The organism is Longispora urticae (assembly GCF_053902585.1).
Genome location: NZ_JAQZSH010000011.1, coordinates 76,916 through 103,140, shown reverse-complemented (window position 1 = coordinate 103,140; position 26,225 = coordinate 76,916). Strand labels below are relative to the sequence as shown.

Sequence of the window (26,225 nt, the reverse complement as noted above, 5' to 3'; positions counted from 1 at the left end):
GACTAGCTAGTAGCGGGTGCCCTCGGGGGTCGGCAGCGTGTCGAGATCCGCGAGGTCCTCGGCGGTGAGGACGAGGTCCGCCGCCGCCGCGTTCTCCTCCAGGTAGGAGATCCGCTTGGTGCCCGGGATCGGCACCACGTGCTCCCCCTGCGCCAGGGTCCACGCGAGCGCCACCTGACCGGGCCGGGCGCCGTGCCGGTCGGCGATGACCCGGACCGCGTCGACCAGCTTCTGGTTGGCGAGCATCAGCTCGGCGGAGAACCGGGGCATCAGGCGGCGCCGGTCGCCCTCCTCCAGGTCGTCGATGCTCGCGAGCGCGCCGGTCAGGTAGCCCCGGCCGAGCGGCGAGAACGGGATGAACGCCGCCCCGTTGGCCTTCGTCCAGGGCAGGACCTCGTCGAGGTAGTCCCGGGCCCACAGCGACAGCTCGGACTGGATGCTGGCGACCGGGTGCACGGCGTGCGCGCGGGCGGCCTCCTCGGCGGTCACCTCGGACAGCCCGAGGTACCGGACCTTGCCGGCCTCGACCTGCTCGGCGAACGCGCCCCACGACTCCTCGATCGGCACGGCCGGGTCGACGCGGTGCATCTGGTACAGGTCGATGTGGTCGACGCCGAGCCGCTTCAGGGACGCGTCGACCGCCGCCCGGATGTGCTCGGGGCGGCCGTCGGGCTTCATCGCGGCCGGGAACGGGGCGGGGACCAGCCCGGCCTTGGTGGCGAGCACGACCTCGTCGCGGCGGCCGGCGAGCGCGCGGCCGACGAGCTCCTCGTTGTCGTACGGCCCGTAGATGTCGGCCGTGTCGATCAGGGTCACGCCGAGGTCGATGGCCCGGTGGATGACCTTGATGTGCTCGTCGGGCGACTGGGTCCCCGTCGAGTACGCCCAGGTCATGCCCATGCAGCCGAGGCCGACCGCGCCCACGGTCAGGTCGGTGGTGCCCAGGGTGCGCTGCTGCATCAGTACTCTCCCAGCTATCAGTGTTCTGATTGTTCTGGGGCCGAGACTATCAGAGCACTGATAGTGTGCCAACCATGCAACTCGGGATGTTCGTACGCAGGCTGGAGCAGACGCTGACCGCCGCCAAGGCCGACGCGTTCCGGGAGTCCGGGCTGACCGTGCCGCAGCACCTGGCGTTACTGGTGCTCGCGGCCTCGCCCAACAACTTCTCTGCCGCCCAGCTCGCCCGGGTGTGCCTGGTGACCCCGCAGACCATGTCCACGATCACCGCGAACCTGCTGGCCAAGGGCCTGATCGAGAAGCACCGGACGGACGTGCACGCCCAGGTGCTGGTGCTGAAGGCGACGCCGGCCGGGCTGGAGCTGCTGGAACGGGTCGAGCCGGGGAATCTGGCGGTCGAGGCGCGGTTGATCTCGGGGTTCACGCCGGAGGAGCAGGAGAAGTTCCGGGAGTTCCTGATCCGGGCGCTCAGCGCGCTGACCGACCCGCCCGGCGCGGCGGGTTAGCCGACCGGCAGCACAGTGCCGGAACCGGTGACGCCGCCGTGCAGCTCCAGCCGGGTCAGCTTCGCGCCCTTGGGGATGTCGAACACGACGACGCCGGTGGCCGTCGTACCCGCCGGGATCTCCTTGACGAGTGCCTGGTTCGCGCCGTTGGCGTAGACCCCGGCCACCGGGTCGCTACGGACCTCGACCCCGGCGTCGGTGAACGCGCGCTGCAACGAGTCGGTGAACAGCTGGCCCTGGGTGGCGGTGTTCCGCACCCCGAGCGTGACCAGGCAGAACTGCCCCTGGGGGGTCTTGGTCAGCGCGTCGGCCCCGACCTTCTCGACCCCGCACTCGACCTTGTCCGCGGTGAACTCGAAGCCGGCGTCCCGGACCGGGCCCGTGGCCGACGGGGTCGGCTGGGCGACCTTCTTGTCCTCGTCCTTGCCGCCTGTGGACAACACCAGGACACCGACGCCGATCACGAGGAGTAGCGCGGCGATGCCCAGCGCGAGCGGCAGCTTGCTCTTGTTCGCCATGCGCCCGAGCCTACGTTCGACCTGCGGTTATCCACAGGTTATCCACAAGGAAGAGAGGTTACCCACAGGGTTGTCCACAACTTATCCACAGGTTGTGCACAGGGTTATCCACAGGCTCTGTGCACAAGCCGGCTACGTCCTGTGGACAACCACCAGCCTGTGGACAACGCGCGGCGGGGCTCCCCGACCTGTGGACAACCGGCCACGGCGGCCTGTGGACAACTAGGGGAAGATCACCCGGGCGATGCCGGTCAGCTCCTTGGCCGCGATCTCCTCCCGGGTGAGGAACAGCATCGCCTGCCCCTCCCCGACCACCACCTCGTCCTGGGTCGCCTCGGTGGTGCCGGAGAAGATGTGGAACCGCACCCCGACCCCGTCGGTCGCGCCCAGTTCGACGACCCGGACGGCCTTGAGGTACGCGACGAGCCCGGTCTCCTCGTACAGCTCGCGCTGGGCGGCGAGCAGCGGGGTCTCGCCCGGCTCGAGCCGACCACCGGGGGGTGTCCACTGGCCCGGAGACACCGGCGCGTCCTCGGTGCGGTGCTGCATGAGCACCCGACCGGCGGGATCGGTGAGGACGATGACGGCCACCTCGCGAGTGATCTCCATGCCGTGAGGCTAGAGCCTCGCGTCCGTGGTGTCCGGTTGGGGGCCGACGGCCCGGGAAACGGAAGCGTCCCGGTGGCCGCCCTCACGGGCCTGCCACCGGGACGCCCCGGGAAGTGAACGCTAGGCGCGGACGATCAGCCGCCGCCGGTACGCCCAGCCGACCAGGACCCCGCCCAGCAGGAGGAGCCCGGCACCCACCGGGATCAGCGTCGACCAGACGTTGCCGTTGCTCTGGCCGGTGACCGGGAGCTGCCCCTTGACGGACGGGGTGGCCGACGGCTTCGGGGTCGTGCCCCACACCACCGGGTGGTCCTCGACCTCACCACCGGGGGTGGCGCCGAAGACGGTCGGGGCGGAGTTCGCGCCCGGGTACATCCGGACCCGGATGAACGGGGTGTCGTTGACGTAGCCGTAGGTGTCACCCTCGGTCGCGGCGGGGACGTTGAACGTCAGGACCACCGAGGTGGCGTTCCCGGCGAACGGGGACACGGCCCGCTCGCTGGCCTCGAACTTGCCGTTGTTGTTGAAGTCCAGCCAGCCGGCCAGGGTGCCGGCGATGTGCCCGGTGTTGGTGACGGGCACCGGCAGGTCGATCGTGGCGCCGCTGCGGTCCAGGACCAGCGGGTTCGGGAAGGCGTCCTCGTCGTCCGTGCCGAGCTTGTCGTCCCCCTGGGCCTTGATGCTCGGGTGGCCGTCGTTCTCGAAGTCGACCGTCTTGCCGAGGGCGAAGGTCTGCCCCTTCGTGGCCTCGGAGAACGTGTGCCGGGGGCCGTTGACGGCGAGGCTGGTCAGGTAGCTGTCCGGGGCGTCGGCCCAGTCAGTGCCTTTGCCGTCCTCAGCGACCGCGGCGGGCGCGGCCGGCGCGGCGGGAGCAGCAGGAGCGGCAGGAGCGGCAGGGGCCGCCGGAGCGGCGGGCGTGGCCTGGGCCGCGCCGGGGAGGGACAGGGAACCAATGATTATCCAGCCGGCGGCAACCGCCGCAGCAAGCCGGGAATGTACTCGCACAGCACCATCCTTGGGAGAGAACCACCAGCCATTAGGCATGATTAGCGGATCTTACCCCATATGTCCAATTAGCTGAGATACCGGCTCAAGGCGGTGACCAGCGATTGTGCTGCTTTCTGGCGAAAGTCCGGACTTTTCATCAGGCCCGCATCAGTGGCGTTCCGCATGTTGCCGGCCTCCAACATCACCTTCGGCACAGTGCTCAGATTCAAACCGCCCATGTCGGTACGCGGGTTGAGGCCGTCCTGTCCGATGTAGCTGGCGGTCCGCAGGCCGGTCCCCGCGCGGTACGCGTCGCGCACGGCGATCGCCAGCCGGTGCGAGTCCGCCTTCGTCGGGCTCGCCAACCCGGGCTCCATCACGTGGAACCCGGAACCACCGGCCGGCCCGCCGTCCGCGTGCACGGAGATCACCACGTCCGCGCCCGACTGGTTGCCGATCCTGGCCCGGTCGGTGATGCAGGGGCCCCACGGCGTGCCGGCGTCCACCGTCATGACGACCTTGGCGCCGGCCGCCCGGAGCAGGGTCGCCAGCCGGGTCGAGACGTCCCAGGTGAACGCCGCCTCCGAGTACCCGTCGTTGGTCTGGGTGCCCGTGGTGTCGCAGGCCTTCATGCCGTTGCCCGCGTCGACCTGCTTGTTGATCTCGGAGACGTGCTGGTAGTTGTTCCGGTTGTGCCCGGGGTCGATGACGATCGTCTTGCCGGCCAGGCCCTTGGTCACCATCCCGGGGGCCTTCGAGCCGGACGGCGACGGCGTCGCGGAGGGCGAGGGCGCGGCCGTGGTGGGCGCGGCGGACGGGCTCGGCGCGGCCTCCGACGGGCTCACCTGCGCGGCGACCGGGGTCGCCCTCGGCGCGGACGTGCCGCAACCGGCGAGCACCGCGAGGGCTCCGGCCGCCACGAACACGGCTGCGTTGTGCACTCGGGTCCGCACGAGCGAGTTCCCTTCATCGACGCCAGGACCCGGTCATCCTAGCCGGCGGACGCTTCCCGGCTCCCAACTCGTGGGACCGGGAAGCGTCGCACCGCAGGTCAGAGGGCTACCGGAAGTCCACCACCGAGGGCGCGTCCGGGGCCTCGACCGTGATCGCGGACTCTCCGGCGGTCAGCCCGGCCACGGCGTCCGGGGCGGTCGGCAGGCGCAGCAGGCTCCGGGCCAGGTCGATGTCGACGGTCGCGCCGGTGGACTTCGGGGACACGAACTCCTGGTCGCTGAGGCTGAGTACGAGGCCGAGCCGGTGGCCGGGGGCCAGCACCTGGTCGAGGGGCCGGAGCTTCCAGGTCACCGTGTACCAGGTGCCCGCCGCCATGTTCGTCGGGCTGCTCAGCGAGTCCCGGTGCGCGCCGTCGATCCAGCCCCGGCTGAGTACGGCCAGGTCCGCGGTCGCCACCGTCTTCGCCGTGTTCTTGTAACAGGCGTCGTCGGCGGGCGTGGCCGGTCCCCAGCAGGACTCCCCCGCGAGCGTGGTGATCCCCTCGCCGGCGCTGCGGTAGTTGACCCGGGTCGCGGTGCCGTAGTCGACGAGCCGCGCGGACAGGATCGTCGTCGGCTTGCTCGACTTCACCCGCAGCGTGATCGTCGGGGTGCCGGCCAGGTGCAGGGGCGCGGTGAGCGGCGCGGTCCAGTACACCTTGCGGCCGTTCTTGTTCTGGGTCGGGTTGCTGACGGTGGTGGTCTCGCTGGCGTTCGGCGAGTCGGAGATCGAGGTGGTGCCGGCCGTCGGAGCTGCGAGGCTGAGGTCGCCCGGGGTGCCGGCCTTCAGGGAGTAGACGCCGTCGACCGTGCCGGCCGGCGGCCAGTTGGTGGAGTCGGCCCAGACGTCCGCGCCGCGCTCGACGGAGGCCATCGGCTCGGACATGATCCCGCTGTCCAGGCCGAGCAGCCAGTAGTCGAACCAGCGGTGCAGGGTGTCCACCCACGCCTGCCGGCGGAAGTCGAACGGGTCGACGTGCCCCTCCTGGGACAGCCAGATCTTGCGCGGCACGTTGTTGGCGGCCAGCGCGTCCCACCACTGTCCATAGTTGACACCGGCGACATTCAGATCGTTCATGCCGTGTACGACGAACACGGAAGCCTTCACCTGGCTAGCCTTGGCCTTGTAGTCGCGCGCGTTCCAGAAGGCGTTGTAGTTGCCGGTCGCCGGGTCCGAGCCGGTGCTCAGGGCGTTGGCGACGGCGGTGCAGGTGCCGGCCGGGCGGCCGTTGACGAGGCTGTGCAGGCTCGGCACGGAGCTGACCCGGGGGTTGACGGCCCCGTTGACCCGGTTGTAGTCGTACCAGCTGGAGATCGCGGCGATGGGCACGATCGTGGCCAGGCCCTTCACCCCGGTGGCGGCGACCCCGTTGGCGACGCTGCCGTCCCAGGACTTGCCGATCATGCCGACCTTGCCGGTGGCCCAGGTGGCGACGACCGGGGTGCCCGTCGCGGTGCGGGCGGTGGCCGTGCCGTTCAGCCAGTCGATCACGGCCTTCGCGCCGAGGACCTCCTCGGGGCCGCCGACGTCCATGCAGCCCGTCGAGCGGGAGGTGCCGGCGAGGTCCACGGCGAGGAAGGCGTAGCCGCGCGGGACGAAGTAGTTGTCGTAGTACAGCGGGAACTTGGTGACCACGCCGTTGGCGTAGACCTTCTTCTCGCTCTCGTTGCCCCGGCCGCAGCACTGGTAGTACGGCGAGGCGTCCATGATCACGGGGACCCTGGCGCCGGCCTGGGCGGGCTCGCGGGGCCGGACGATGTCGACGGCCACCTTGTCCGGCACGCCGTTGCCGTCGTTGTCCAGCGGCGTGTCGACATACACCGCCTCGCGGATCGCGTCGGTGTACGAGTAGATCGGCTCACTCTGGGTCGCGCGTGGGGCGGCGTGCGCCGGCGGGGTCCCCGCGATGGCGGCGACCAGGGCCAGTCCGACGACGAACAGACGACGCATGGATCCTCCAGGGGCCGAAATTCCAGCCCACAGTGACATACGCGATTATCGATGTCTAGGTCTGGGTGTGCCAATGAGTTTTTTTACCATAAGTCGCCCTTCTTACCCTCCGATAAATCGCGTTCTATACCTGCCGGACGCATCGAATACCGGACAGTCACATCTCCAATTTGGAGAGTTTCCACGGGGTAGCTTGCTGGAGTGCACGACATCGACGGCCTCCTCCGTCAGGCGATGACGATCAACGGAGCCCGCGGCGCGAGCCTCATCGACTACACCACGGGCCTGCCGGTCGACACGGTCGGCGCGGTCCCGGGGAGCAGTCCGGAGGCCACCGCCGCCGGTACCGCCGAGCTGATGCACGCCATGCTCGACACCGCCGCGTTCGCCTCCGCCCCCGGCGGGGACGACCTGGAGGACATCGTCGTCACGGCCGCGTCCGGATACCACGTGTTCCACTGCCTGCCGGTCCGGTTCGACAGCAGGCTCGTCCTGCACCTGTGGCTCGACCGGGAGACCGGCAACATCGCCCTCACCCGGCGGCGGCTGCGCCTGCTGATCGAGGAGCTGGTGGGCTGAGTGGGGCTCCTGGAGGAACTGGCCCGGCTGTGTATGTCGGGCGCGACCGGCGCGGCGCACCTGTCCGGCCGCCCCGGCGGAACGTTGTACCTGGTGGCGGGCCTGCTCGGCTACGCGACCTGCCCGGCCGTTCCCGGCGTGGGCAGACTGCTCACCGCCTCGGGACGGATCAGCTCGGAGACCTGGGACGCCGTCTCCGGCCCCGGCGCCGCCGAGGAGCTGACCGGCGGCGGGCACCTCACCCCGGGCGAGCTGCAACTGTGCGTCCGGTCGGCCACCATCGACGCGGCCTACTTCGTCCTCGGCCCCGGCGCGGGCCCGCTCGGCTTCGTCCCCGAGTCCCGCCACCCCCTGGACAACGTCCTCGGCACCCCGTTCCCCGTCCTCGAACGCGAACTCGCCCGGCGGTCCAGCCTGCTCGCCGAGGCCTGGCCCGACCCTGCCGTGGACTCCGCACCGCTCGTCCCCGTGTCCCGGATCCCGCACCGCCGGGTCACGCTCACCGACGTGCAGTGGGAACTCGTCGCCAACGCCGACGGGCGCCGCTCGCCGCTGGACCTGGCCTGCCGGCTGGGCCGGTCCGCGTTCGCCGTCACCCTCGACGCGCGCCGGCTCGTCGCGGCCGGGCTGCTGTCGGCCCCGCCGCGCGCGTACCCGCCGGCCGCGCCCGTCGCGGCCCTGCTCGCCGACGAGCTGCCCCGCCGGGGGCCGATGCCGGGCTCGCCGTGGGCGCGGCGCGACGTCCGGCCCGCCGAAGCTCCCAGTACGGATGTGCTGCTGCGGGTGCGCGCCGCCCTGGGGAAGCTGTGAGGTTCTTTCGATGGCGGGCCAATCCCGGGAGGAGACTGCGGATGGACGTTCAGGTCGAGGTACTGGGGGAGCTGAAGGACCTCCGGGGCCGGCTCCGGGGCGCCATGGGCAGCTCCGTGGCGAGTACCGACGGGCTGCTGATCGCCCACGACGTGTCGGGCGTGGAACCCGACATGCTGGCGGCGCTGTCGGCCGCGTACCTCGCCCTCGGGCAGCAACTGGCCGGCGCGCTGGACCGGGGCACGTTCCGCGACACCGTCACCCGGGCCGCCCACGGCCACGTCGGCGTGTACGCCGCCGGCCAGTCCGCCCTGCTCACCGTCCTGACCGGCCCGGACACCAACATCGGCCGGCTGCACCTGGAGGCGCGCGGATCCGCGGACCGGATCGGCGCGCTGGTGGACGCCGCACTCACCCGACTGTCATAGGACCCCTCGTGAAGGAGAAACCCGTGAACGCCAAGAAGGGAAACAGCATGAACATGGACACGGCGCTGAAGGACGCGATGTCGATCGAGGGCGCCCTGGGGGTGGCGATCGTCGACTACTCCAGCGGGATGGCGCTGGGCATCCTGGGCGGCGGCAAGGAACTGGACCTGTCGGTGGCCGCCGCCGGGAACACCGACGTGGTGCGGGCCAAGATGCGGGCGATGGAGATGCTCAACCTCCAGGACAGCATCGAGGACATCCTGATCACGTTGGGTAGCCAGTACCACATGATCCGGCCCATCACGGGGCACTCGGGACGCGGCCTGTTCATCTACCTGGCACTGCACAAGAACCGGTCGAACCTGGCGATGGCCCGCCACCAGCTGCGCAGGATCGAGGAGGAGATCGAGGTCTAGAACCTTCGACGGGTACCGTGCGCCACAGACCGGCCTGCCGGCCCCCGCCCGGGACGTACTCTCGCTGTGTGACCACGCATGCCACCGTCGAACTGTCCGTGGGCGTCAACGAGGCCTCCGACCTGTTGACCGTCCGCTCCCCCGAGCTGCTCGCCGCGCGCGGCTGGACGGCCGCACTGTGGACCGTGCTCGACGAGGGCCCGGTCGAGGAGTCGATCGCCCTGCTCGGCCGCGCCCCGGACGGCACCTGGTCGACGCACCTGCTGGCCACCGACGCCGGGGCCGAGGCCGGCCGGACCGAGGACTCCGAGGCCCTCGCCTACCGGGACGGGTACGTCTACGTCCTCGGTTCGCACTTCGGCAGCAAGCGCGGGCCGTTGCAGCCCCGCCGGGCGTTCGCGGCCCGGTTCCGGGAGTCCGACGCGGCGCGCCCCGGCCCCGTGCGGCTGGAGGTGGCCCGCAACCAGTTCCGGCTGCACCGGGCGATCAACGACGCCCTGACCGGCGCGGGGATCGCTCCGCTCGCCCCGGGTGGCACGGTGCACCAGAGGTTCATCGTGGAGACCCTCGCCCGGGGTACGGAACGCGGCAAGAAGTGGATCACCCGGATCGTCGCGGGCGACCTGCCGGTCAACATCGAGGGCGCGGCGTTCACCCCGTCCGGCAGCCTGCTGCTCGGGCTGCGGTTCCCGGTGACCGCCGACGGCGCCCCGCTCGTGGTCGAACTCGCCGACGCGGGGCACCTGTTCGACGGCGGCGAACCCAAGGTGGCGGCCGTGCACGTGCTCGCCGCCGCCGAGGAGGGCGTGCTGACCGGGATCCGGGCGCTGTCGGCCCGGCCGGACGGCTCGTTCGACGCGGTGGTCGGCTCGATCGACGCCGTCGGCAAGGAGTCCGTGCTGCTCGACGACCACCCGCACGGCGGCGGGGTGCCCTGCCGGCATCTGCGGTTCCGGCTGCCCGACAGCGACACGTTCGTGATCACGCCCGAGGTGGTGGGGCCGATCAACGGGTTCCACAATGTCGAGGGCGTGGCCGAGCTCGACGGCCGTCCCGTGTACGTCACGGACGACGACCACCGCGTGGCGCTCTGGTTCTGACGTACTCGTCGGCGTGTCGGGCGCAACGGGCTGGGGTCCCCGGTCGTTGTTCACCTTGGGATTCAAGGGGGGCACTGTGACCAGCACCATCGAGAACACCGGCGGACATCCGACCGTCTTACCGCCCACCGGGCTCAACGGCCGCGCCGTCGCCGCCCGTTCCGACGCACCACCCTGCCGGCACTGCCAGGAGCCGTTGACACCGGATCCGATCTGGGGGCCGGTGCACGCCTCGGGCGGGTACCTGTGCCTCGGCCCGAACGGCGAGACCATGACCTCCCCGGCGACGCTGCCGGAGGGCTGGCGACCGACCGTGCGGCCGGTCACCCACGCCCACGAGGAACCGCTGTAGCCAACTCCGCGCCGCCGGGCACAGCGCCGTGCCGGGCTCCGCGCACGACGCGCACCGAGGCACGCGCCGCTACGCGCGCATCACCGTCGCGATCGGCACCCGTGCGGCCCTGATCGCCGGGATCAGCCCGCCCAACAGGCCGGCGATCAGCCCCGCGACGACCCCGGCGACCCCGGCCTGCCAGGGGAAGTCGAGCTGCTGCGGGAACGGGCCCCGGCCCGCGAGGACCGAGCCGAGGACCTTCAGGCCGAGCACGCCCACCCCGATCGCGGCGGCGGACGTCAACAGCCCGGTGAGCAGGGTCTCGGCGAGCACGATGCCGGCCAGCAACGACCGCGGCGTGCCGACCGCGCGCCGGAGCGCGAACTCCTCCACACGTTCGCCGACCGTGGCCAGGCCGACGTTGAGGATGCCCGCGACGCCGATCAGCAGGACGAGCGCCGCCATGCCCAGGAACACCCAGCGCATCAGCGCCAACTGGGAGGCGATCTGCTCCTTCGAGTTGATGACGCGCGACTCCAGGCGGTCGGCGGCCACCCCGTTGGCCAGGAGCCGGGACTTCAGGATCTGCTCGATGTCGGTGGCCGTGGGCGCGAGGAGCACCTGGAGGCCGCCGTTGCGCGGGTTGGCCGCCGCCGTGGGCATCCAGGTGAGGAGTTCGTCGGCGCGGACGTACGCCCTGGGCTGCTCGTCCCCGTCGTCCACCACCCCGATGATCCGGGGCGTCGGGTTGACGGGCGCGCCCTCGACACGCATCTCCGCCGGTACCCGATAGCGTCCGAAGCCCTTGGCGGCCTCCTTGTTGAGCACCAGCCGGGGCGACAACGACGGGGCCGAGTCGAAGTCGAGCCACTGGCCGGACACCGGCCGGTAGGGCCGGAACTGCCGGACGTCCCCGGTCATCGCCGACAGGCTCAGCTCGATCGCCTGGCCGGGCGCCGTGGCCGCCAGTTTGGGGTCGGAGCCCGGGTAGCACCGGCCGGAGCTGTCGCAGTAGTAGTCGCCGCCAGGACCCCGGCCCCGGCTGTCGAACGGCGCCCCGTGCGGGTTGATCGGCGTGACCCCGGGCTCGCCGATGATCGCGCCGGTACTGATGACCCCGACCGCGTCCTTGCGCCCCTTGAGAGCGTCGAGCGCGATCGGACCGGCCGCGCCCTCCGAGGGCATGAACATCTGCACGGTGCCGTCCTTGCCCTCGCGCAGCTCGATGTCGGCGAGCGCGGCGGCGGCGGCCAGTTCCGCGCCGGCCTGCACGACCACGACGGCGAGCACCCCGAGGAAGAGGCTGACCATCGACAGCAGGGTACGCATCTTGCGGGCCCGGATGCCCTGTACCCCGATGACCAGCGAGGACCGGAACCGGCCGGACAGCGCCATCAGGCACCCACCCGCGCACCGGCCGGGGCGAGCACGCCGTCGACGAGTTGCAGCACCCGGCCCATCCGGTCGGCGTGGTCCCGGTCGTGGGTGACCAGGATCAGGCCGCAGCCCCGGTCGGTCGCCGAACGCAACGCCTCGATCACCAGTTGCCCCGTCTCGGTGTCCAGTGCCCCGGTGGGCTCGTCGGCCAGCAGGATCCGCGGCTCGCGGACCAGGGCGCGCGCGATGGCCACCCGCTGCTGCTCGCCGCCGGACAGCCGGGGCGGGCGGTGCTTGGCGAGGTGCGCGATGCCGACCTGGTCGAGTGCGGCCATCACGGTCGCGCGGCGTCTGCGCCCGCCCAGCCAGCCCTGGCCGTTGACGAGGGCCATGGCCACGTTCTGCGCGGCCGTGAGGTGTTTGAGCAGGAAGAACCGCTGGAAGACGAACCCGAACTCGGCGCTGCGCAGTGCGGCGGCCTTGCGTTCGGGGAGCCGGGTGATGTCGCGGCCACCCAGCAGGTACTCGCCGCCGTCCGGCCGGTCGAACAGCCCGATCAGGCTGAGCAGCGTGCTCTTCCCCGAGCCGGACCGGCCGAGGATCGCGACACTCTCCCCACTGTGGACGGCCAGGTCCACGCCGGTGAGGATGTCGCGCGGCGCCGTCTGGCCCTTGAGCGTCTTGGTGATCCCGGTGAGCTGCAGCAGCGGGGTGTTCACTGGCCCTTGCCGCCGTTGCCGTTCGGGTCGCCGCCGGGGGCGGGTGGCAGGTTCGGACCGGGCACGGCGATCGTCTCGTCGCCGGTCAGCCCCGAACGGATCTCCACGACCTTGCCGTCGGTCAGGCCGAGTTCGACGTCGCGGGTCTCCCGGGTGCCGTCGGCCTTCACGATGTCGACCTTGCCCTTGCCCTGCGTGCCGGCGACCGCCTCGACCGGCACGGTGAGCACGTTCGCCGCCTTCTCGGTCACCACCTGGAGGGTGGCGTCCACGCCGTTGATCAGTTTCACGCCGGGCGGCGCCGTGCACACCAGGCGCAGCCCGGTCGGCGTGGACGGCTCGGTCTCCTGCTTGCGTTCCGGCATCTGCTGCTGGCCCGGGGACTGGCCGGCGGAGGGCTTCGCCGTCGGGGTGGGCGGCTCCGGGATGGTCCCGGCGGGCAGGGCCGCGATCGTGCCGAGCACGGTGCAGGGGAACGGCCCGGGACCGTTCTTGATCTGCGCCTGCACGGAGCCCAGGGCGTCGGAGATCCGGTACGCCTGGGCGCCGTCGATGTCGGCCACGATGCCGTAGCCCGCGTACCGGGCCGAGGCGACCGGCATGCCCGCCGGGACGGTGGCCCGGTCCTCGGCCAACCGCCCCGCGAACGTGGATCCCGCCGGGACCTCGATGTTGCTGGCCTTGCCGTTCGCCCAGACCGTGCCCACCCGGGTCGGCTTCGTCGGGGTGCTCGTCGGCGCGGTCACGTCGAGGTAGCGCACCTGGCCGGCCACCGGGGCGACCAGGCCGAACACCGGGTTGACGGTGACCTTGCCCGACAGGCTGACCTTGTTGTCCAGGTTCTGCCGGACGGGCTTGGCCGTCGTCATCGTGGTGCCCCGCGGGGCCAGGTCCGGATTCGCCTTGTTCTCCGTCGGCGAGGTGCACGCGCCGGCGGCGGCGAGCACCACGCACAGGACGGAAAATCGTGCCAGAGAACGTTTTCGCACCGGTACCCCCATCACACCGAAACGCCGATGGGGAATCTTAGATCGATGTTCCCGACTCGCCAACACAAACCGAACACTGTGGCAAAGCCTTAAGGAACGAGAACGATCTTGCCCCGGTTGTGCCCCCGCGCGAGGTGCTCGAAGGCTTCCACAACCCGGTCCAGGGGGTACGAGGCCTCGATCGGCACCTCCACCAGTCCCTTGTCGACAAGCCCGACGAGCTCCGCCACCACCTCCGCCGTGGCCGCCTGGAGATTCCCCTCGGTCCGCGCGCCGTGCCGGGCCGCCGCCGCGAAGTCGATGACCGTGTCGATCCGGTCGGGGACGACACCGAGTTCGAGCGCGAGTTCCACGTAACCCTCGCCAACCGTGTCCACGAACGCGTCGACCTTTCCGCCCGCCGCGGCGCGGATCCGGTCGGCCACCCCGGGGCCGTACTCGACAGGGATGATCCCGTGGTCCTTCAGCCAGGCGTGGTGCCGCCCACTCGCCAGGCCCAGCACCGTCGCGCCCGCCTCCCGGGCCAGCTGCACCGCCAGCGAACCCACCCCGCCGGCCGCCCCGGCCACCACGACCGTGTCCCCCTCGGCGGGCGCCACCGCCCGGACCGCCGCGTACGCCGCCGTGCCCGCCACGAACAGGGCACCCGCCGCCGCCCAGGACACGCCGGCCGGCTTGCGGACCAGCTCGGCGGCCTCGACCACCACGTACTCCGCGAAACTCCCCCGGCCCAGCTCGAACGTGTGCGTGAACCCCAGCACCTCCTCGCCCACCCCGAAGCCGGTCACGTCCGCGCCGACCTCCTCGACGACGCCGGCCAGGTCGCTGCCCAGCCCGGCCGGCAGCGTCGCCGGCCAGTGCTCCGCGAAGAAGCCGGTGAGGATGGCCGCCTCGACCGGGTTGATCCCGGCGGCGCGCACCCGGACGAGCACCTGACCGGCGCCGGGGACCGGGCGGGTCACCTCCTCGACCCGCAGGGCCGCGAGCCCGCCGTACTCGGTGAACCTGACTGCCTTCGACATCTCGTACCCCCGGAAGATCGGTTTTTCGGTTGCCGTGACCGTTCCACCGATCCGCCGCCGTGAGGAGCGGAGAGTTGTGACCAGGACCGCCGCTCCCTGGCTACGCCCGCGGGTGGGAGCGATACTCGGGAACATGAACCGCCCCGAACTCGCCGACTTCCTCCGCCGCTCCCGGGAACGGTTGCGCCCCCAGGAGGTCGGGCTGTCGGCCGGTCCGCGCCGACGCACCCCCGGGCTGCGCCGCGAGGAGGTGTCCCTGCTCGCCGGCATGTCCGCCGACTACTACGTGCGCCTCGAACAGGCCCGCAGCACCCAGCCCTCGACCCAGCTGGTCGCCGCGCTGGCCCGCGCCCTGCGGCTCGACGACGACGAACGCGACCACCTCTACCTGCTCACCGGGCACCGGCCGCCCGCCGGCCGGCCCGCCGGGGAACACGTCCGGCCCGGGCTGCTGCACCTGCTCGACCAGCTCACCGGGACCCCCGCCCAGATCCTCGGCGACCTCGGCGACCTGCTCGCGCAGAACCCGATGGCCGAGGCCCTCTTCGGCACCGTGTGCACCGTCTCCCCGCACGGGCGCAACATCGTCTGGCGGTGGTTCACCGACCCGCTGGTGCGCGCCGCGTACCCGGCGGAGGAGCACGACCACTACAGCCGGCTGCACGTGGCCGACCTGCGCGCGGCGGCCGGCCGCCGGGGCAACGACGCGGCGTCGACGGCCCTGGTCCGACAACTGCGGGCGGCCAGCCCCGAGTTCGCCGACCTGTGGGAGCTGCACGAGGTCGGGGTGCGGCGGAGCAGCCGGATGCGGGTGCTGCACCCGACCGTGGGCCTGATCGAACTGGACTTCGAGGCGCTGCTCACGCCCAGCGAGGACCAGCAGCTGCTGGTGTTCACCGCGCCACCGGGGACGGGGAACGGGGCGCTACTGGAGCTGCTGCGGGTGGTGGGGCGGGAGGAGTTCACCTCACCGGGCGCTCAGGGCCGGTAGTTCCGCAGCCGGGTGACCACCACCCGGTCGCCCGCCGCCGTGGTCACCTCGGTCACCTCGAGGTCGAGCACCGGCTGGTCCCGGCGGGCCCGGGTCACGAGGCGGCGCAGCACGTCGTAGAGCACCGAACTGACCAGGTTCACCGCCAGCGGGATGACCACGACCTCCATCGGGCCGATCGGGAACCCGACGCTCCGCGGGGACTCCAGCGCGGCCGGGCCCCAGGCGGCGGCCTCCCCGTCGGCGGTCAGCTCCGCCAGCAGCGCCTCCGGCCCGACCCCGAGCTCCGGGTCGGTCACCAACACCAGTCGCGTCTCCGTCACCTGCTCAGCCATGCCCCCACGGTAGCCGCCCACTGTCGACGGTCGCACCCCCGTCCGGGCCGACGCGTCGGATCGGGCCCCTCGGGTCTCAGCCGAAATCCTGACCCGATTTCCCTGTACTTTCCCAGCTCAGCCCGCACACTCGTGGGGTGACACATGCTCCAGACCACGCCGGCCCCAACACCTTCGCCGCCGCCCTGAACCGGGCGATCGAGGTCCGCGGCCTCAGCCTGGAGCGGGTCCAGGCGAAGCTGGCGGCGGAGGGCATCTCGGTCAGCGTGATGACACTGAGCTTCTGGCGGCGCGGACGCAGCCGCCCGGAACGCGCCCAGTCCCTGCGGGCCGTCACGGCCCTGGAGGAACTGCTCGGCCTCCCCGGCGGCTCCCTGACCGCGCTCCTGGGCCCGCCCCGGCACCGGGGCAAGGGCGAGACGCAGCCGTGGGTGGGCTTCGACCAACTCTACGACGAGCACATCTCCCTGCGGCACACCCTGGACGAACTCGGGGTCGCCACCGATCCGGAGGTCCTCAACCCCGACCTGACCTGGCTGAGCATGCACGACCGGTACGAGCTGGACCGGCACGGCGCGGAGGCCAAACTGTGGGTGCACCACGTCGGGCGCGCGATCGGCCCCGTGGACGTGTGCCGGGTGACCTTCCAGGCGGACGACCCGATCAGCCCGGCCGGTACCCTGCGGCCCCTGCGCGGCTGCCGGCGCGGCCGGGTGCGCGCCGACCCGGAGTCCGGGCTGATGGTGACCGAGCTGCTGTTCGACCGGATGCTGAACCCCGGGGAGATCGTGGTCTTCGAGTACGAGATGCGGTTCGAGCCCGGCGGGCAGCCCGAGCACCGGTTCGGCCGGATCTTCGGCGTACCGGCGGGGCTGTACGTCGCGGAGGTGGTCTTCGACCCGGAGGCCGTACCGGTCAACATCCACGAGTACTCGCAGGCGTCGGTCGACGCCGAGATCCAGGTGCTGCGGGACGTACCCCTCGGCGAGTCGCTGACCGCCACGATGGCCGTCCAGGACGTGCGCCAGGGCCTGCACGCCATGGAATGGGAGTGGGCCGGCCACCAGTAGGTGACCGGCCACTCTTCCCTCCAGAAGCCGCTACGAGATCGTGACCGTCACGTCGTCGACGACGAAGCTGGTCTTCAGGTACGAGTCCTCGGTCTCGGTGAACTTCAGGGTGATGGTCTGCCCGGCGAAGTTCGACAGGTCGAACGTCCGCAGGGTGTACCCGGCCGCCTTGTTCACGTTGGAGTAGCTCCCCAGCGCGGTGCTGCCGGCGAACACGGTGAACTTGTCGTAGACCGTGGTGCCGGACTCGGCGGTGTCGATGTGCAGGTAGAACTTCAGGCTGGCCTTGCAACCGGCCGGGATGGAGATCTGCTGCGACAGCGACTCGGTCACCGCGCGGCCGTTGCCACCGAGCCACGCCATCCGGGTGCCGCCGTGCGCGGGCTGGGCCGAGGTGCCGGCCTGGATGACGCCGGTGTCACCGGTCCACGGGGCGGTACCCGTCTCGAAGGTGCCGTTGGTGACCTTCTGGGCCGCGGTGCACGTGCCACCGGTCGGCTGGACCGTCGGCTGCACGGTGGGCTGCACCGTCGGCGTGGCGGTCGGGGTCGCCGTGGCGGTCGGGGTCGGGTTGGCGGCACACGCCGGCTCGCCGGCCTGGGCTGCGACGCCGACAGCGGTCCATGCGGCCTTCATCGTGGTGCACTCGGCGGCACCGTAGAGGTCGTTGGTGGCCTTCAGGGTCGAGATCCGGGCCTTCGGGTACGTCTCCGTGCTGACCATGTAGTTGGTCAGCGCGCGGTACCAGATCTTGCCGAACTTGTCGTTGCCGAGGCCGTTCACCGCCGGGGCGTTGTTGCAGACCGGGCTGTTGTAGTTCACACCGTTGACGGTGCGCGCGCCGGAACCGACCGCCGCGATGAAGAACAGGTGGTTGCCGACACCCGAGGTCAGGTGCGGGTCCTGGGTGGTACCCATCTGCGCGTTCCAGCAGTTGAACGAGCGGCCGTCCTTCGCCGGGTCGTCCAGGTAGCGCAGCGGCTTGCCGTTGCCGAAGTAGTCGATCTCCTCGCCGATCAGGTAGTCCGGGGTGTCGACGGCCATGTTGGCCCGGAACTCCACGAGGGTGCCGAAGATGTCGCTGGTGGCCTCGTTGAGCCCGCCGGACTCCTTGAAGATCCCCAGGTCCGGGTTGCCGTAGTCCAGGTTCGCGGTGGCGAAGGTGACGCCGTGCGCCATCTCGTGGCCGGCCACGTCCAGCTCGGTCAGCGGGTGGGTGTTGCTCGCGCCGTCACCGTAGGACATGCAGTAGCAGTCGTCGTCCCAGAAGGCGTTCTGGTACGCGTTGCCGTAGTGCACCACGGACAGGGCGCCGGTGCCCTGGTTGTTGATGCCGCTGCGGTTGTGGACGTTCTTGAAGTAGTCCCAGGTCTGCGCGACGCCGTAGTGCGCGTCCACGGCGGCCGTGGCCCGGTTGGTGAGCGCGTTGTTGCCGAACGTGGAGGTGGCGCTGGAGAACGCGGTGGTCTGCGTCTTCGGGAGCGCGCCCCTGCCGTCGCCCTTGCCGTTGGCGTCCCGCGTCTCCTGGCCGCCCCGGGTCGGGTCGAGGAGCTCGTAGGTGCCGTCGGCCTTCTGGTTCACGTCGATGGCGACGTTGCCGACGAGCAGGCCCTTGCCGTTGCCGGCGACCGGACCAGCGGCGGCGGCCTGGGCGGCACCCGCAGCGGTCTTCGTACCGGGGGCCGTCAGCGTGCGCACGCTGCTGGAGGCGCCGAGTACCGCGCCGGTCGTGGCGCTGACCCGGATCTTGCCCTTGCTCGGGGTGCCGTCGGCGGCCGTGCCGTCGGCCTTGACCTCCCAGACGAGCGCGGGGGCGCCGTCGAGCACGTCCACGGCCAGCACCGGGGCGGCGCCGACGGTGAGCTTGCTCCACTTGGCGGCCACGGCGCTGGCGGCCTGGGCGGCGTCGATCTTCGGGGTGGTGTCGACCGAGATGGCCGTACCCTGCGCCTTGCCGAACTGCCCGTCGCGCCCGCTGTTCACGACGACGCTGCCGCCCAGCACGGGCAGCCCCTTGTACGTCCGGTCGAAGCGCACGTGCCGCGAACCGTCGGCGGCGACGTTCACGTCCCGCGCGGTGTACTTGTCCGCCTCGTCGGCCGCGCTCTGGCCACCCGCGCTGACGCCGGTGAGGGATTCCAGAGCGTCACGGACAGCGGTGTCCGGGTCAGCACTGACGGTGACGGTGTCCGGGGTGGTGGCGAGCCCGAAGCTGCCGGAGGTGGCGAACCCGGCGGTAGCCAGTGCGCCACCGGCGACGACGGCGGTGGTCACTAGCGCCGCCCGCCGGGGCCAGTTTCTTCCGTGAGTCATGTGAGGGGGTGTCCTTCCCAGTCTCACGCGCACGGCGGTGTGGGGGAGGGACCACCGGGCACGCTCCGCAACTGCGGAGGTGGGAAGCATCACTTCGAGTCACGTAACGTAACCTGTAATTCACCTTAAGAAAGACTTAGCTGAATAAACAGTTACTATAGTTTCCTATTAACTTAACCGGGCGCCCGAATATGTCCGATGTGGATATCCGACCTCGGTGGTGGAACCCGGATGCCCTCCGCGCCTAGTCCCCCGCCGGGGAGATCCCGAGGGACGCGATGAGCCCCGTGACGCGGGCCCTGATCTCGTCGCGGATCGGCCGGACGGCGTCGATGCCCTGGCCGGCGGGGTCGGCCAGGACCCAGTCCTCGTACCGCTTGCCGGGGAACACCGGGCACACGTCGCCGCAGCCCATGGTGACCATGACGTCGGAGGCCTCGGCGGTCTCGTAGTCGAGGATCCTGGGCCGGTTGGCGGTGATGTCGATCCCGACCTCGGCCATCGCCGCGACGGCCACGGGGTTGATGGCGTCGGCGGGCGCGGACCCGGCGGACCGGACCTCGACCGCGTCGCCCGCGAGGTGGCGGAGCCAGCCGGCGGCCATCTGGGAACGGCCGGCGTTGTGGACGCAGACGAACAGGACGGACGGCCTGGTACTCATGACGGCTCCTGGGTGGCCGGGTTCGGGTAGAGGGCCACGACGGCGGCGGTGCCGATCAGCAGGCCGAGGACCTGGAAACCGACGAACGCGGGTACGGAGCCGGGGTGGATGCCGGCGAAGGTGTCCGTGAACGCCCGCCCGACGGTGACCGCGGGGTTGGCGAAGGACGTGGAGCTGGTGAACCAGTACGCCGCCCCGATGTACGCGCCCACGGCCGGGGCCGCCAGGGCCGCACGCCCGGACCGGACGAGGGCGAAGATGAGCAGGACCAGCCCGGCGGTGGCCACCGTCTCGCCCAGCCACAGGTGCCCGGCGTCGCGGTGCTTCGTCGACAGCGTCACCGCGGGCAGCGCGAACGTCAGGTTCGCGAGGATCGCGCCGCCGATCGCGCCGGCCACCTGGGCGAGGGCGTACGGGCCGAGGTCGCGGCCGGCGAGTCCGCCGCCGGTCGACCGGTGCAGCCACCAGTCGGCGAGGGAGACGACGGGGTTGAAGTGCGCGCCGGAGACCGGGCCGAACACCAGGATCAGCACGGTCAGCCCGAGGACCGTGGCGGTGGAGTTCTCCAGGAGCTGGAGGCCAGTGTCGTTCGGGGACAGGGTGGCGGCCATGATCCCGGAGCCGACGACCACGGCGACGAGGAGCGCGGTACCCAGGAACTCCGCGAGGAGGCGGCGGGGCAGGGGCGGGGTCATCAGCATTCCTGGCGGATCGCGGCGGTGTCCCGGGCGCGGGCGGCCAGCGCGGTCAGGTGTCCGGCGGCGGCTTCGAGGGGCTCCGGCAGCAGCCGGTAGTAGGTGAACCTGCCCCTGGGCTCGGCGGCGACGAGGCCGGCTTCGCGGAGCACCCGGAGATGGTTGGAGATGTTGGACTGCGTCGCGTCGAGCTCCTCGACGAGGTGACACGTGCAGGCGGGACCCTCGGCCAGGAACTCGGCGATCCGGGCACGCAGCGGGTCGCCGAGCAGGCGGAGTACATCAGGGGGAGCTGATATCAGCATGCCCTGATCTCACAGGGTCGCGTCGCGGGCCGTCAAATTCTCGATCATGAACATCAGATGACGTAGCGGCCACGACCCTGTTTGTGGAGGTGTGCCGCATGCGACGCCCGCCGGCCTACCCGGTGGCGAGGTTGAGCAGCCGCGACAGGGCGGTGACCTTCTCCGGGAGGACCCGGTAGTAGATCCAGGTGCCCCGGCGTTCGCCGTCGATCAGGCCGGCCTCGCGCAGGACCTTCAGGTGGTGGGAGATCGTCGGGCCGGACAGGTCGATGGAGTCGGAGATGTCGCACACGCACGCCTCGCCGCCCTCGGCGGAGGCGATCATCGAGATCAACCGGAGCCGGACCGGATCGCCCAGGGCCTTGAAGGCGGGCGCGAGCTCCTCCGCCGCCGCCGGCGTGACGGCCGCGCTGGTCAGGGGTGTGCAGCATGCCTCGGCGACGACAGGGGTGAGCGTGAGGACCGCAGGCTGCTTCGACATATCTCTAGGTTGACAGATGTCAAATCAGACTGCAAGCTCGTGTTACTTCGACAACATTCGAGACAGGAGCTGGACATGACGATCGAGAACATCACGGTGGGCGGGTTCTCCGGGGACCCGGCCGAGGCGCTGAATCCGCCGGCCGCGTCGGGGGGCTGTTGCGGCAGCGCATCGGCGGCCACGGTCACGGCTTCCCCCGCTGCCGAGGCTCAGGCCGGCACGTGCTGCGGCACCACCGCGGCCGCGCAGGACGCGGGGACCTGCTGTGCCCCGGACGCCAAGGCCGAGGCGGTGGCCGCCGGAGCCGGGTGCTGCGGATGACGAGGGCCACGCCGGGGGCGACGCGCGCCGTCGACCCCGGCACCACCCCCACCGACCGGCTCACCGCCGTCGTCCGGGCCCTCGCCTCGCCCGGGTACACCGGCCGCCGGGTCGGCACCCCGGGCGGGCGGGCCGCGGCCGGCTACCTCGCCGACCGGCTGCGCGAACTCGGCGCCACGGTCACCACCGACGGATTCCCGGTCGCCGCCGTCCGCGACCTGTACGCGACCCCGACCGTGGACTGGACCGACGGGGAGGGCAGGTCGCGGCAGCTCGTACACCGGCGCGACTTCGCCGAGCACCTGGTCTCCGCCGACGTGCCCGCACCGCGTACCGGTCCGCTGGCCCGCGCCGGGGACGCCGACTGGTCGGGGCGCTGGGTCCTCGTACCCGTCGTCGGGGCTGAGGTCCTGCGCCGGGCCGCCTCCGAGGGGGCCGTCGGGCTGCTGGTGGCGCGCGGGGTGGACGACGGCGGCTGGATGCCGAAGATGATCGCCGGGCCCGCCCCGGCCACGGTCGCGGTGATCGGCCTGCGCACCGAGGTGCACGAACAGATGGTCGCCGGGCGTGGTGTCGTGGCCGCCTCGGTGCCGCTGCGGACCGTGGCCGCCGACGGGGTCAACGTGCACGGCGTGTTCGCGCCGCCCGTACCCGGCGGGGTGTCGGTGTTGTTGACCGCGCACCACGACGGCGTGGGGGACGACCCGGGGCAGCGGCTACCGGCGGCGGCGGACAACGCCTCCGGGTGCGCGGTGATCCTGGAGGCCGCCCGGCAACTCGCGCCGCGGCTGCCCGAAGGGGTGGGCCTCGCCGTGGCGTACCTGGACGCCGAGGAGGCGGGCGCGCTCGGCTCCGCCCGGCACGCGCCCCAGGTCCGGGCCTGCACGTTCGTCATCAACGTGGACGGCGCCGCCGCACTGTCGGGCGCCGCCGCGGTGGAGGCCGGTGGACCCGCAGAGGAGCTGCTCACCGCCCTCGACCGCGCGGGCCGGGACACCGGGGTGGCTCTGCGCGCGGCGCCCATGCCGTCGGACAACCGCCGTTACGCCGCCGCCGGCCTACCCGCCGTCGGGATCGGGATGGGCATGCCGGGGTACCAGACGCCAGCGGAGACCCCCGACCGCGTCGACCCCGGCACGCTTCTCGCCGCGACCGCGCTGGTCGTGGCGACCGTGCGCAACCTGTTCGCGTCGGCCGAGCCGGTCGGCGATATTCGGGGGAACGAAAACCCGGCCGCCGTCGCCGTCACGGGCCGCCCCGCCCCCGATACCGAGGACTCCCGCCCATGAGAGCTGTCCGAGCGATGACGCCCGCCGACGCCAAGGCCGTCCTGGCCATCTACCAGGCCGGGATCGACGGCGGCGACGCCACCTTCGAGACCACCGCGCCCAGCTGGGAACAGTTCGACGCCACCCGGCTACCCGGGCACCGTCACGTCGCGGTCGACGGCGCCGGCGTGCTGCTCGGCTGGGTGGCCGCGTCGGCGGTGTCCACCCGGCCGGTCTACGCGGGGGTCGTCGAGCACGGGGTCTACGTCCACCCCGCAGCGCGCGGCCTGGGCGTCGGCTCGGCGCTCCTGGCCGCGCTCGTCACCTCGACAGAAGCGGCGGGGATCTGGACGGTCCAGGCGGGGATCTTCCCCGACAACACCGCGAGCCTGGCCCTGCACCACCGCGCCGGGTTCCGGACCATCGGCATCCGCGAGCGGGTCGGACAGCAGCGCGGGGTGTGGCGGGACGTGCTCCTCCTGGAACGCCGTAGCCGCACGGTCGGCGCCTGACCCCGCGACGGAGATCACTGATCATGCTGACTTGACGAACTTCAAATTAGATGGCAGCCTAAGCAATGAAGTTAGAGGAACGTCGAAACAAGGAGTGGTCATGTTCGCGATCATCCGCAAGCTCACCGAGGCCCGCACCGCCACCGTGGCCGCCGGAGTCCGGTTCTGCGAGGAGTGCACCGACGCGGTCAGCACCGCCGCCCAGCGCGCGGAGGCCCGGTTCCAGCGGGCGCACGACAAGGCCCTGACCACCGGATTCCACTTCTAACCAGGTCCCGCAACAGCCAGCGAGAGGCAGTCCCCGATGAGCAGCACCGCCCCCACCCCCGCCGGGCTTCCGGTCGCCGTCATCGGCGCCGGCCCGGTGGGCCTGGCCGCCGCCGCCCACCTCGCCGAACGCGGTCAGGACTTCCTCGTCCTGGAATCGGGCCCCGCGGCCGGCGCGGCGATCAGCGAGTGGGGACACGTGCGACTGTTCTCCCCCTGGCGGTACGACGTCGACCCCGCCGCCCGCAGGCTCCTGGAAGCCGACGGCTGGACCGCCCCGGAACCCGGGGGCCTGCCGACCGGGGGCGAGCTCGTCGCCGACTACCTCGAACCCCTCGCCAAGCTGCCCGCCCTCGCCGGCAACATCCGGTACGGGGCGCGGGTCACCGGGATCAGCCGGGTGGGCATCGACCGGGTCCGCAGCCGGGGCCGGGACCAGGCGCCGTTCCTGATCCGCCTCGCCGACGGCACCGAGATCACCGCGCGGGCGGTCATCGACGCCTCCGGTACCTGGCGCACCCCGAACGTGCTCGGCGCGACCGGACTGCCTGCGCACGGCGAGCACGAGGTCGCCCACCTCATCGACCACGCGCTCCCGGACATCTCCGGGGCCGACCGCGAGACGTTCGCAGGCAGACACACCCTCGTCGTCGGTGCCGGGCACTCCGCCGCCAACACCCTCCTCGCGCTGGGCCAGCTCGCAGCCGAGGAACCTGGCACCACGGTGACGTGGGCGATCCGCGCCCGCTCGGCAGCCCGCTCCTACGGCGGCGGGGACGCCGACGCCCTGCCCGCCCGGGGAGCGCTGGGCACCCGACTGCGCAACCTCGTCACAGGCGGCCAGGTCCAGCTGCTGACCGGATTCTCCACCCACACCGTCCGCGCCTCGGGCGCGAGCGTGGCGGTGACCAGCGCCGACGGGCGGACGGTCACCGTCGACCGGATCGTCGCGGCGACCGGATACCGCCCGGACCACACCATCGCGTCCGAGCTGCGCCTGGACCTGGACCCCGTTCTCGGCTCGACCCGCGACCTCGCGCCGCTGATCGACCCGAACGAGCACTCCTGCGGCACCGTCCCCCCGCACGGCGTGGCCGAACTCTCGCACCCCGAGCCGGGGTACTACGCGATCGGCGTGAAGTCCTACGGCCGCGCGCCCACGTTCCTGCTGGCCACCGGCTACGAGCAGGCCCGCTCCGTCGTCGCCGCGCTCGCGGGCGACTGGGACGCGGCCCGCGACGTCCGGCTCGAACTGCCCGAGACCGGGGTGTGTTCCACGAACCGGGTCCCCGACGAGGCGGCCCCCGCGGAGTCCTGCGGCACCGGCGGCTGCGGCACCCCGGCCACGGTGGACGTCCGGCGTGGTCTGGCCACCGGAGTCTCCGGCGGGCTCCTGGCCGGCTCCCTGCCACTCGTCGAAACCACCGGTGGCGGCTGCTGCGGCTGATGAGCACAAAGGACACGCTGGCCGCCGCCCCGCAGCCGGGTGGCGGCCGGCCCCGCCCGGGCCACCGGGCCCTGATCGGTGGGTTGGCGATCACCCAGACCGCCGGCTACGGCGTGCTGTACTACGCCTTCGCCGTGCTCCTCGCCCCGATGAGTACCGGCCTCGGCGCCTCCGTCACGCAGGTCACCGGCGCGCTCACCCTCGCCGTCCTGGTCTCGGCAGCCACGGCGATCCCGGTCGGGAGATGGCTCGACCGGCACGGCGGGCGCTGGCTCATGACCACCGGCTCCGTGCTCGGCACCGTGGCCGTCGCCGCCTGGTCACAGGTCCAGAACGTCATCGAGTTGTACGCGGTGTTCGCCGTCCTGGGTGTCGCGGCGGCGATGGTGCAGTACGAGGCCGCGTTCGCCGTCATCATCCAGACCGTGCGTGCCACCCGCCGGGCGTCGTCCATGCTGGCGGTCACCGTCGTCGCGGGCTTCGCCTCCAGCATCTTCCTGCCCCTGACCGGCGTGCTCACCACCCACCTGCACTGGCGTACCGCGATCCTGGTCCTCGCCGGCGTCCACGGCCTGCTCACCGTGCCGATCCACGCCCTCGTCGTCCCCGCCGCCGGCCACACCGCCCAGCGTGCCCGGGCGGCACCCGGCGCGGTCCGGCGGGCCCTGCGCGATCGCGGGTTCTGGCTCCTCGTCGCCGGCTTCTCGTTGCAGGGCGCCGCGATGGCGACCGTCGCCGTGCACCTGGTCGCGTACCTCACCGGCCTCGGACACTCCGTCGTGTTCGCCACCACCACCGCCGGGCTCCTCGGCGTCCTGTCCGTCACCGGCCGGATCGTCACCACCGGACTACGCGGGTACGCCTCGACGGCCGCCATCGCCGCCGCCGTGTTCGTGCTCCAAGCCGTGGCGGTGGCCGCCCTGCCCGTCCTCGGCGGCAGCCCGGCGGGCGCGGTCGGCTGCGTCGTGGCGTTCGGGCTGGGCTTCGGGATCGCCAGCATCACCCGGCCCGCGCTCAACGCCGACCGCTTCCCCACCGGCGCCTACGCCAGCATCTCCGGCGCGCAGAATCTCCCCGTCGTCCTCGCCAAGGCCACCGCACCGCTCGCGGCGGCCGCCGTACTGACCGCCAGCACCAGCTACACGCCGGTCATGGTCGGCACAGCCGTCGCCTGCCTGCTCGCCGCCGCCTGCCTGCTCGCGCTCGACCGCGCCCGGGTCCCCGCCGCCCCCTGAATCCGCGACCCGCGGACACGGACCAGC

The 26,225-nt window shown here is 72.0% G+C and carries 31 protein-coding genes; 15 read left to right on the top strand and 16 right to left on the bottom strand.

The genetic code is table 11. From position 1 onward, the window contains the following. Positions 1-6 precede the first annotated feature (6 nt). Positions 7-960, bottom strand: a complete 954-nt coding sequence (locus PT931_RS05465; RefSeq protein ID WP_456244589.1) for an aldo/keto reductase — start codon at positions 958-960, stop codon at positions 7-9. Between the two features lie 74 nt (positions 961-1,034). On the opposite strand from PT931_RS05465, the gene PT931_RS05460 reads away from it, so the two are divergent. Further along, on the top strand, positions 1,035-1,466 hold the full coding sequence (locus PT931_RS05460; protein WP_456244588.1) for a MarR family winged helix-turn-helix transcriptional regulator: 432 nt from the start codon (positions 1,035-1,037) through the stop codon (positions 1,464-1,466). On the opposite strand, the gene PT931_RS05455 is transcribed toward PT931_RS05460, so the two are convergent. The 5 genes from PT931_RS05455 to PT931_RS05435 all read right to left on the bottom strand — a co-directional run bounded on the left by PT931_RS05455 (position 1,463) and on the right by PT931_RS05435 (position 6,523). After that, a complete protein-coding gene (locus PT931_RS05455) occupies positions 1,463-1,984 on the bottom strand; it encodes a DUF4352 domain-containing protein (protein ID WP_456244587.1) in 522 nt (173 codons plus the stop codon). The two genes, PT931_RS05460 and PT931_RS05455, sit on opposite strands and share 4 nt — an antisense overlap. Positions 1,985-2,206: 222 nt before the next feature. Continuing rightward, complete coding sequence (locus tag PT931_RS05450; RefSeq protein ID WP_363724811.1) at positions 2,207-2,593, bottom strand: NUDIX domain-containing protein; 387 nt, start codon at positions 2,591-2,593, stop codon at positions 2,207-2,209. Positions 2,594-2,713: 120 nt separating this feature from the next. Beyond that, positions 2,714-3,598, bottom strand: a complete 885-nt coding sequence (locus tag PT931_RS05445) for a GEVED domain-containing protein (protein WP_456244586.1) — start codon at positions 3,596-3,598, stop codon at positions 2,714-2,716. A 68-nt stretch (positions 3,599-3,666) separates the two neighbouring features. Then, entirely contained in the window at positions 3,667-4,533 is an 867-nt protein-coding gene (locus PT931_RS05440; RefSeq protein ID WP_456244585.1) for an N-acetylmuramoyl-L-alanine amidase, read from the bottom strand. Positions 4,534-4,639: 106 nt separating this feature from the next. After that, positions 4,640-6,523, bottom strand: a complete 1,884-nt coding sequence (locus PT931_RS05435) for a Xaa-Pro dipeptidyl-peptidase (RefSeq protein ID WP_456244584.1) — start codon at positions 6,521-6,523, stop codon at positions 4,640-4,642. Positions 6,524-6,724: 201 nt separating this feature from the next. Here PT931_RS05435 and PT931_RS05430 point away from each other — a divergent pair, with 201 nt between their 5' ends. From PT931_RS05430 to PT931_RS05405, 6 genes are all read left to right on the top strand, one after another. Continuing rightward, on the top strand, positions 6,725-7,102 hold the full coding sequence (locus PT931_RS05430; protein WP_456244583.1) for a hypothetical protein: 378 nt from the start codon (positions 6,725-6,727) through the stop codon (positions 7,100-7,102). Beyond that, positions 7,103-7,912: an ADAM 12 protein gene (locus PT931_RS05425; RefSeq protein ID WP_456244582.1), complete on the top strand. Its 810-nt coding sequence runs from the start codon at positions 7,103-7,105 to the stop codon at positions 7,910-7,912. Positions 7,913-7,953: 41 nt separating this feature from the next. Then, positions 7,954-8,340, top strand: coding sequence for a roadblock/LC7 domain-containing protein (locus PT931_RS05420; RefSeq protein WP_456244581.1), 387 nt, complete (start codon positions 7,954-7,956; stop codon positions 8,338-8,340). Positions 8,341-8,387: 47 nt separating this feature from the next. Then, the gene (locus tag PT931_RS05415; protein ID WP_456244724.1) at positions 8,388-8,756 is read left to right on the top strand and encodes a hypothetical protein; all 369 of its coding nucleotides are present in this window, start codon (positions 8,388-8,390) and stop codon (positions 8,754-8,756) included. A 68-nt stretch (positions 8,757-8,824) separates the two neighbouring features. Then, the gene (locus PT931_RS05410; RefSeq protein WP_456244580.1) at positions 8,825-9,856 is read left to right on the top strand and encodes a hypothetical protein; all 1,032 of its coding nucleotides are present in this window, start codon (positions 8,825-8,827) and stop codon (positions 9,854-9,856) included. Positions 9,857-9,932: 76 nt separating this feature from the next. Next, positions 9,933-10,208 carry a hypothetical protein gene (locus PT931_RS05405; protein WP_363724795.1) on the top strand — a complete coding sequence of 92 codons (276 nt, stop codon included), beginning with the start codon at positions 9,933-9,935 and terminating at the stop codon, positions 10,206-10,208. Between the two features lie 69 nt (positions 10,209-10,277). Here PT931_RS05405 and PT931_RS05400 read toward each other — a convergent pair whose 3' ends face one another. From PT931_RS05400 to PT931_RS05385, 4 genes are all read right to left on the bottom strand, one after another. Continuing rightward, positions 10,278-11,585, bottom strand: coding sequence for an ABC transporter permease (locus PT931_RS05400; RefSeq protein ID WP_456244579.1), 1,308 nt, complete (start codon positions 11,583-11,585; stop codon positions 10,278-10,280). Continuing rightward, positions 11,585-12,286, bottom strand: a complete 702-nt coding sequence (locus PT931_RS05395) for an ABC transporter ATP-binding protein (RefSeq protein WP_456244578.1) — start codon at positions 12,284-12,286, stop codon at positions 11,585-11,587. Before PT931_RS05395 ends, PT931_RS05400 begins: the two co-directional genes overlap by 1 nt. Then, a complete protein-coding gene (locus PT931_RS05390) occupies positions 12,283-13,275 on the bottom strand; it encodes an efflux RND transporter periplasmic adaptor subunit (RefSeq protein WP_456244577.1) in 993 nt (330 codons plus the stop codon). The genes PT931_RS05395 and PT931_RS05390 overlap by 4 nt, the downstream gene beginning before the upstream one ends. 89 nt (positions 13,276-13,364) lie before the next feature. Continuing rightward, positions 13,365-14,297 carry an NADP-dependent oxidoreductase gene (locus PT931_RS05385; protein WP_456244576.1) on the bottom strand — a complete coding sequence of 311 codons (933 nt, stop codon included), beginning with the start codon at positions 14,295-14,297 and terminating at the stop codon, positions 13,365-13,367. A gap of 133 nt (positions 14,298-14,430) precedes the next feature. Here PT931_RS05385 and PT931_RS05380 point away from each other — a divergent pair, with 133 nt between their 5' ends. Beyond that, positions 14,431-15,288, top strand: a complete 858-nt coding sequence (locus PT931_RS05380) for a helix-turn-helix transcriptional regulator (protein ID WP_456244575.1) — start codon at positions 14,431-14,433, stop codon at positions 15,286-15,288. Here the strand turns inward: PT931_RS05380 and PT931_RS05375 are convergent. Continuing rightward, on the bottom strand, positions 15,276-15,623 hold the full coding sequence (locus PT931_RS05375; protein ID WP_456244574.1) for a hypothetical protein: 348 nt from the start codon (positions 15,621-15,623) through the stop codon (positions 15,276-15,278). The two genes, PT931_RS05380 and PT931_RS05375, sit on opposite strands and share 13 nt — an antisense overlap. Before the next feature lie 137 nt (positions 15,624-15,760). Between PT931_RS05375 and PT931_RS05370 the strand changes: the two genes are divergently transcribed. Next, positions 15,761-16,693, top strand: a complete 933-nt coding sequence (locus PT931_RS05370) for a helix-turn-helix domain-containing protein (protein ID WP_456244573.1) — start codon at positions 15,761-15,763, stop codon at positions 16,691-16,693. 30 nt (positions 16,694-16,723) lie between these two features. Here the strand turns inward: PT931_RS05370 and PT931_RS05365 are convergent, their stop codons facing one another. The 5 genes from PT931_RS05365 to PT931_RS05345 form a co-directional block, all read right to left on the bottom strand. Further along, on the bottom strand, positions 16,724-19,006 hold the full coding sequence (locus PT931_RS05365) for a M4 family metallopeptidase (protein WP_456244572.1): 2,283 nt from the start codon (positions 19,004-19,006) through the stop codon (positions 16,724-16,726). Positions 19,007-19,250: 244 nt separating this feature from the next. Next, the gene (locus tag PT931_RS05360; protein ID WP_456244571.1) at positions 19,251-19,667 is read right to left on the bottom strand and encodes an arsenate reductase ArsC; all 417 of its coding nucleotides are present in this window, start codon (positions 19,665-19,667) and stop codon (positions 19,251-19,253) included. After that, on the bottom strand, positions 19,664-20,362 hold the full coding sequence (locus PT931_RS05355) for an aquaporin (protein ID WP_456244570.1): 699 nt from the start codon (positions 20,360-20,362) through the stop codon (positions 19,664-19,666). Before PT931_RS05355 ends, PT931_RS05360 begins: the two co-directional genes overlap by 4 nt. After that, the gene (locus PT931_RS05350; RefSeq protein ID WP_456244569.1) at positions 20,362-20,667 is read right to left on the bottom strand and encodes an ArsR/SmtB family transcription factor; all 306 of its coding nucleotides are present in this window, start codon (positions 20,665-20,667) and stop codon (positions 20,362-20,364) included. The genes PT931_RS05355 and PT931_RS05350 overlap by 1 nt, the downstream gene beginning before the upstream one ends. A gap of 115 nt (positions 20,668-20,782) precedes the next feature. Further along, complete coding sequence (locus tag PT931_RS05345) at positions 20,783-21,148, bottom strand: ArsR/SmtB family transcription factor (RefSeq protein ID WP_363724774.1); 366 nt, start codon at positions 21,146-21,148, stop codon at positions 20,783-20,785. 75 nt (positions 21,149-21,223) lie between these two features. On the opposite strand from PT931_RS05345, the gene PT931_RS05340 reads away from it, so the two are divergent. From PT931_RS05340 to PT931_RS05315, 6 genes are all read left to right on the top strand, one after another. Further along, positions 21,224-21,469, top strand: coding sequence for a hypothetical protein (locus PT931_RS05340; protein ID WP_456244568.1), 246 nt, complete (start codon positions 21,224-21,226; stop codon positions 21,467-21,469). After that, entirely contained in the window at positions 21,466-22,758 is a 1,293-nt protein-coding gene (locus tag PT931_RS05335) for a M28 family metallopeptidase (protein WP_456244567.1), read from the top strand. The genes PT931_RS05340 and PT931_RS05335 overlap by 4 nt, the downstream gene beginning before the upstream one ends. Beyond that, positions 22,755-23,249 carry an N-acetyltransferase family protein gene (locus tag PT931_RS05330; RefSeq protein WP_456244566.1) on the top strand — a complete coding sequence of 165 codons (495 nt, stop codon included), beginning with the start codon at positions 22,755-22,757 and terminating at the stop codon, positions 23,247-23,249. Before PT931_RS05335 ends, PT931_RS05330 begins: the two co-directional genes overlap by 4 nt. A 100-nt stretch (positions 23,250-23,349) precedes the next feature. After that, complete coding sequence (locus PT931_RS05325) at positions 23,350-23,517, top strand: hypothetical protein (RefSeq protein ID WP_456244565.1); 168 nt, start codon at positions 23,350-23,352, stop codon at positions 23,515-23,517. Between the two features lie 36 nt (positions 23,518-23,553). Further along, on the top strand, positions 23,554-24,963 hold the full coding sequence (locus PT931_RS05320) for an FAD-dependent oxidoreductase (RefSeq protein ID WP_456244564.1): 1,410 nt from the start codon (positions 23,554-23,556) through the stop codon (positions 24,961-24,963). Continuing rightward, entirely contained in the window at positions 24,963-26,198 is a 1,236-nt protein-coding gene (locus tag PT931_RS05315) for an MFS transporter (protein ID WP_456244563.1), read from the top strand. Before PT931_RS05320 ends, PT931_RS05315 begins: the two co-directional genes overlap by 1 nt. The last annotated feature ends 27 nt before the right edge of the window (positions 26,199-26,225 follow it).

Coding starts and splice junctions, on each gene's coding strand:
- PT931_RS05465 (WP_456244589.1), bottom strand. CDS start 960: ATGCAGCAGCGCACCCTGGGCACCACCGACCTGACCGTGGGCGCGGTC.
- PT931_RS05460 (WP_456244588.1), top strand. CDS start 1,035: ATGCAACTCGGGATGTTCGTACGCAGGCTGGAGCAGACGCTGACCGCC.
- PT931_RS05455 (WP_456244587.1), bottom strand. CDS start 1,984: ATGGCGAACAAGAGCAAGCTGCCGCTCGCGCTGGGCATCGCCGCGCTA.
- PT931_RS05450 (WP_363724811.1), bottom strand. CDS start 2,593: ATGGAGATCACTCGCGAGGTGGCCGTCATCGTCCTCACCGATCCCGCC.
- PT931_RS05435 (WP_456244584.1), bottom strand. CDS start 6,523: ATGCGTCGTCTGTTCGTCGTCGGACTGGCCCTGGTCGCCGCCATCGCG.
- PT931_RS05420 (WP_456244581.1), top strand. CDS start 7,954: ATGGACGTTCAGGTCGAGGTACTGGGGGAGCTGAAGGACCTCCGGGGC.
- PT931_RS05415 (WP_456244724.1), top strand. CDS start 8,388: ATGAACATGGACACGGCGCTGAAGGACGCGATGTCGATCGAGGGCGCC.
- PT931_RS05400 (WP_456244579.1), bottom strand. CDS start 11,585: ATGGCGCTGTCCGGCCGGTTCCGGTCCTCGCTGGTCATCGGGGTACAG.
- PT931_RS05385 (WP_456244576.1), bottom strand. CDS start 14,297: ATGTCGAAGGCAGTCAGGTTCACCGAGTACGGCGGGCTCGCGGCCCTG.
- PT931_RS05380 (WP_456244575.1), top strand. CDS start 14,431: ATGAACCGCCCCGAACTCGCCGACTTCCTCCGCCGCTCCCGGGAACGG.
- PT931_RS05375 (WP_456244574.1), bottom strand. CDS start 15,623: ATGGCTGAGCAGGTGACGGAGACGCGACTGGTGTTGGTGACCGACCCG.
- PT931_RS05365 (WP_456244572.1), bottom strand. CDS start 19,006: ATGACTCACGGAAGAAACTGGCCCCGGCGGGCGGCGCTAGTGACCACC.
- PT931_RS05360 (WP_456244571.1), bottom strand. CDS start 19,667: ATGAGTACCAGGCCGTCCGTCCTGTTCGTCTGCGTCCACAACGCCGGC.
- PT931_RS05355 (WP_456244570.1), bottom strand. CDS start 20,362: ATGACCCCGCCCCTGCCCCGCCGCCTCCTCGCGGAGTTCCTGGGTACC.
- PT931_RS05350 (WP_456244569.1), bottom strand. CDS start 20,667: ATGCTGATATCAGCTCCCCCTGATGTACTCCGCCTGCTCGGCGACCCG.
- PT931_RS05345 (WP_363724774.1), bottom strand. CDS start 21,148: ATGTCGAAGCAGCCTGCGGTCCTCACGCTCACCCCTGTCGTCGCCGAG.
- PT931_RS05340 (WP_456244568.1), top strand. CDS start 21,224: ATGACGATCGAGAACATCACGGTGGGCGGGTTCTCCGGGGACCCGGCC.
- PT931_RS05335 (WP_456244567.1), top strand. CDS start 21,466: ATGACGAGGGCCACGCCGGGGGCGACGCGCGCCGTCGACCCCGGCACC.
- PT931_RS05330 (WP_456244566.1), top strand. CDS start 22,755: ATGAGAGCTGTCCGAGCGATGACGCCCGCCGACGCCAAGGCCGTCCTG.
- PT931_RS05325 (WP_456244565.1), top strand. CDS start 23,350: ATGTTCGCGATCATCCGCAAGCTCACCGAGGCCCGCACCGCCACCGTG.
- PT931_RS05320 (WP_456244564.1), top strand. CDS start 23,554: ATGAGCAGCACCGCCCCCACCCCCGCCGGGCTTCCGGTCGCCGTCATC.
- PT931_RS05315 (WP_456244563.1), top strand. CDS start 24,963: ATGAGCACAAAGGACACGCTGGCCGCCGCCCCGCAGCCGGGTGGCGGC.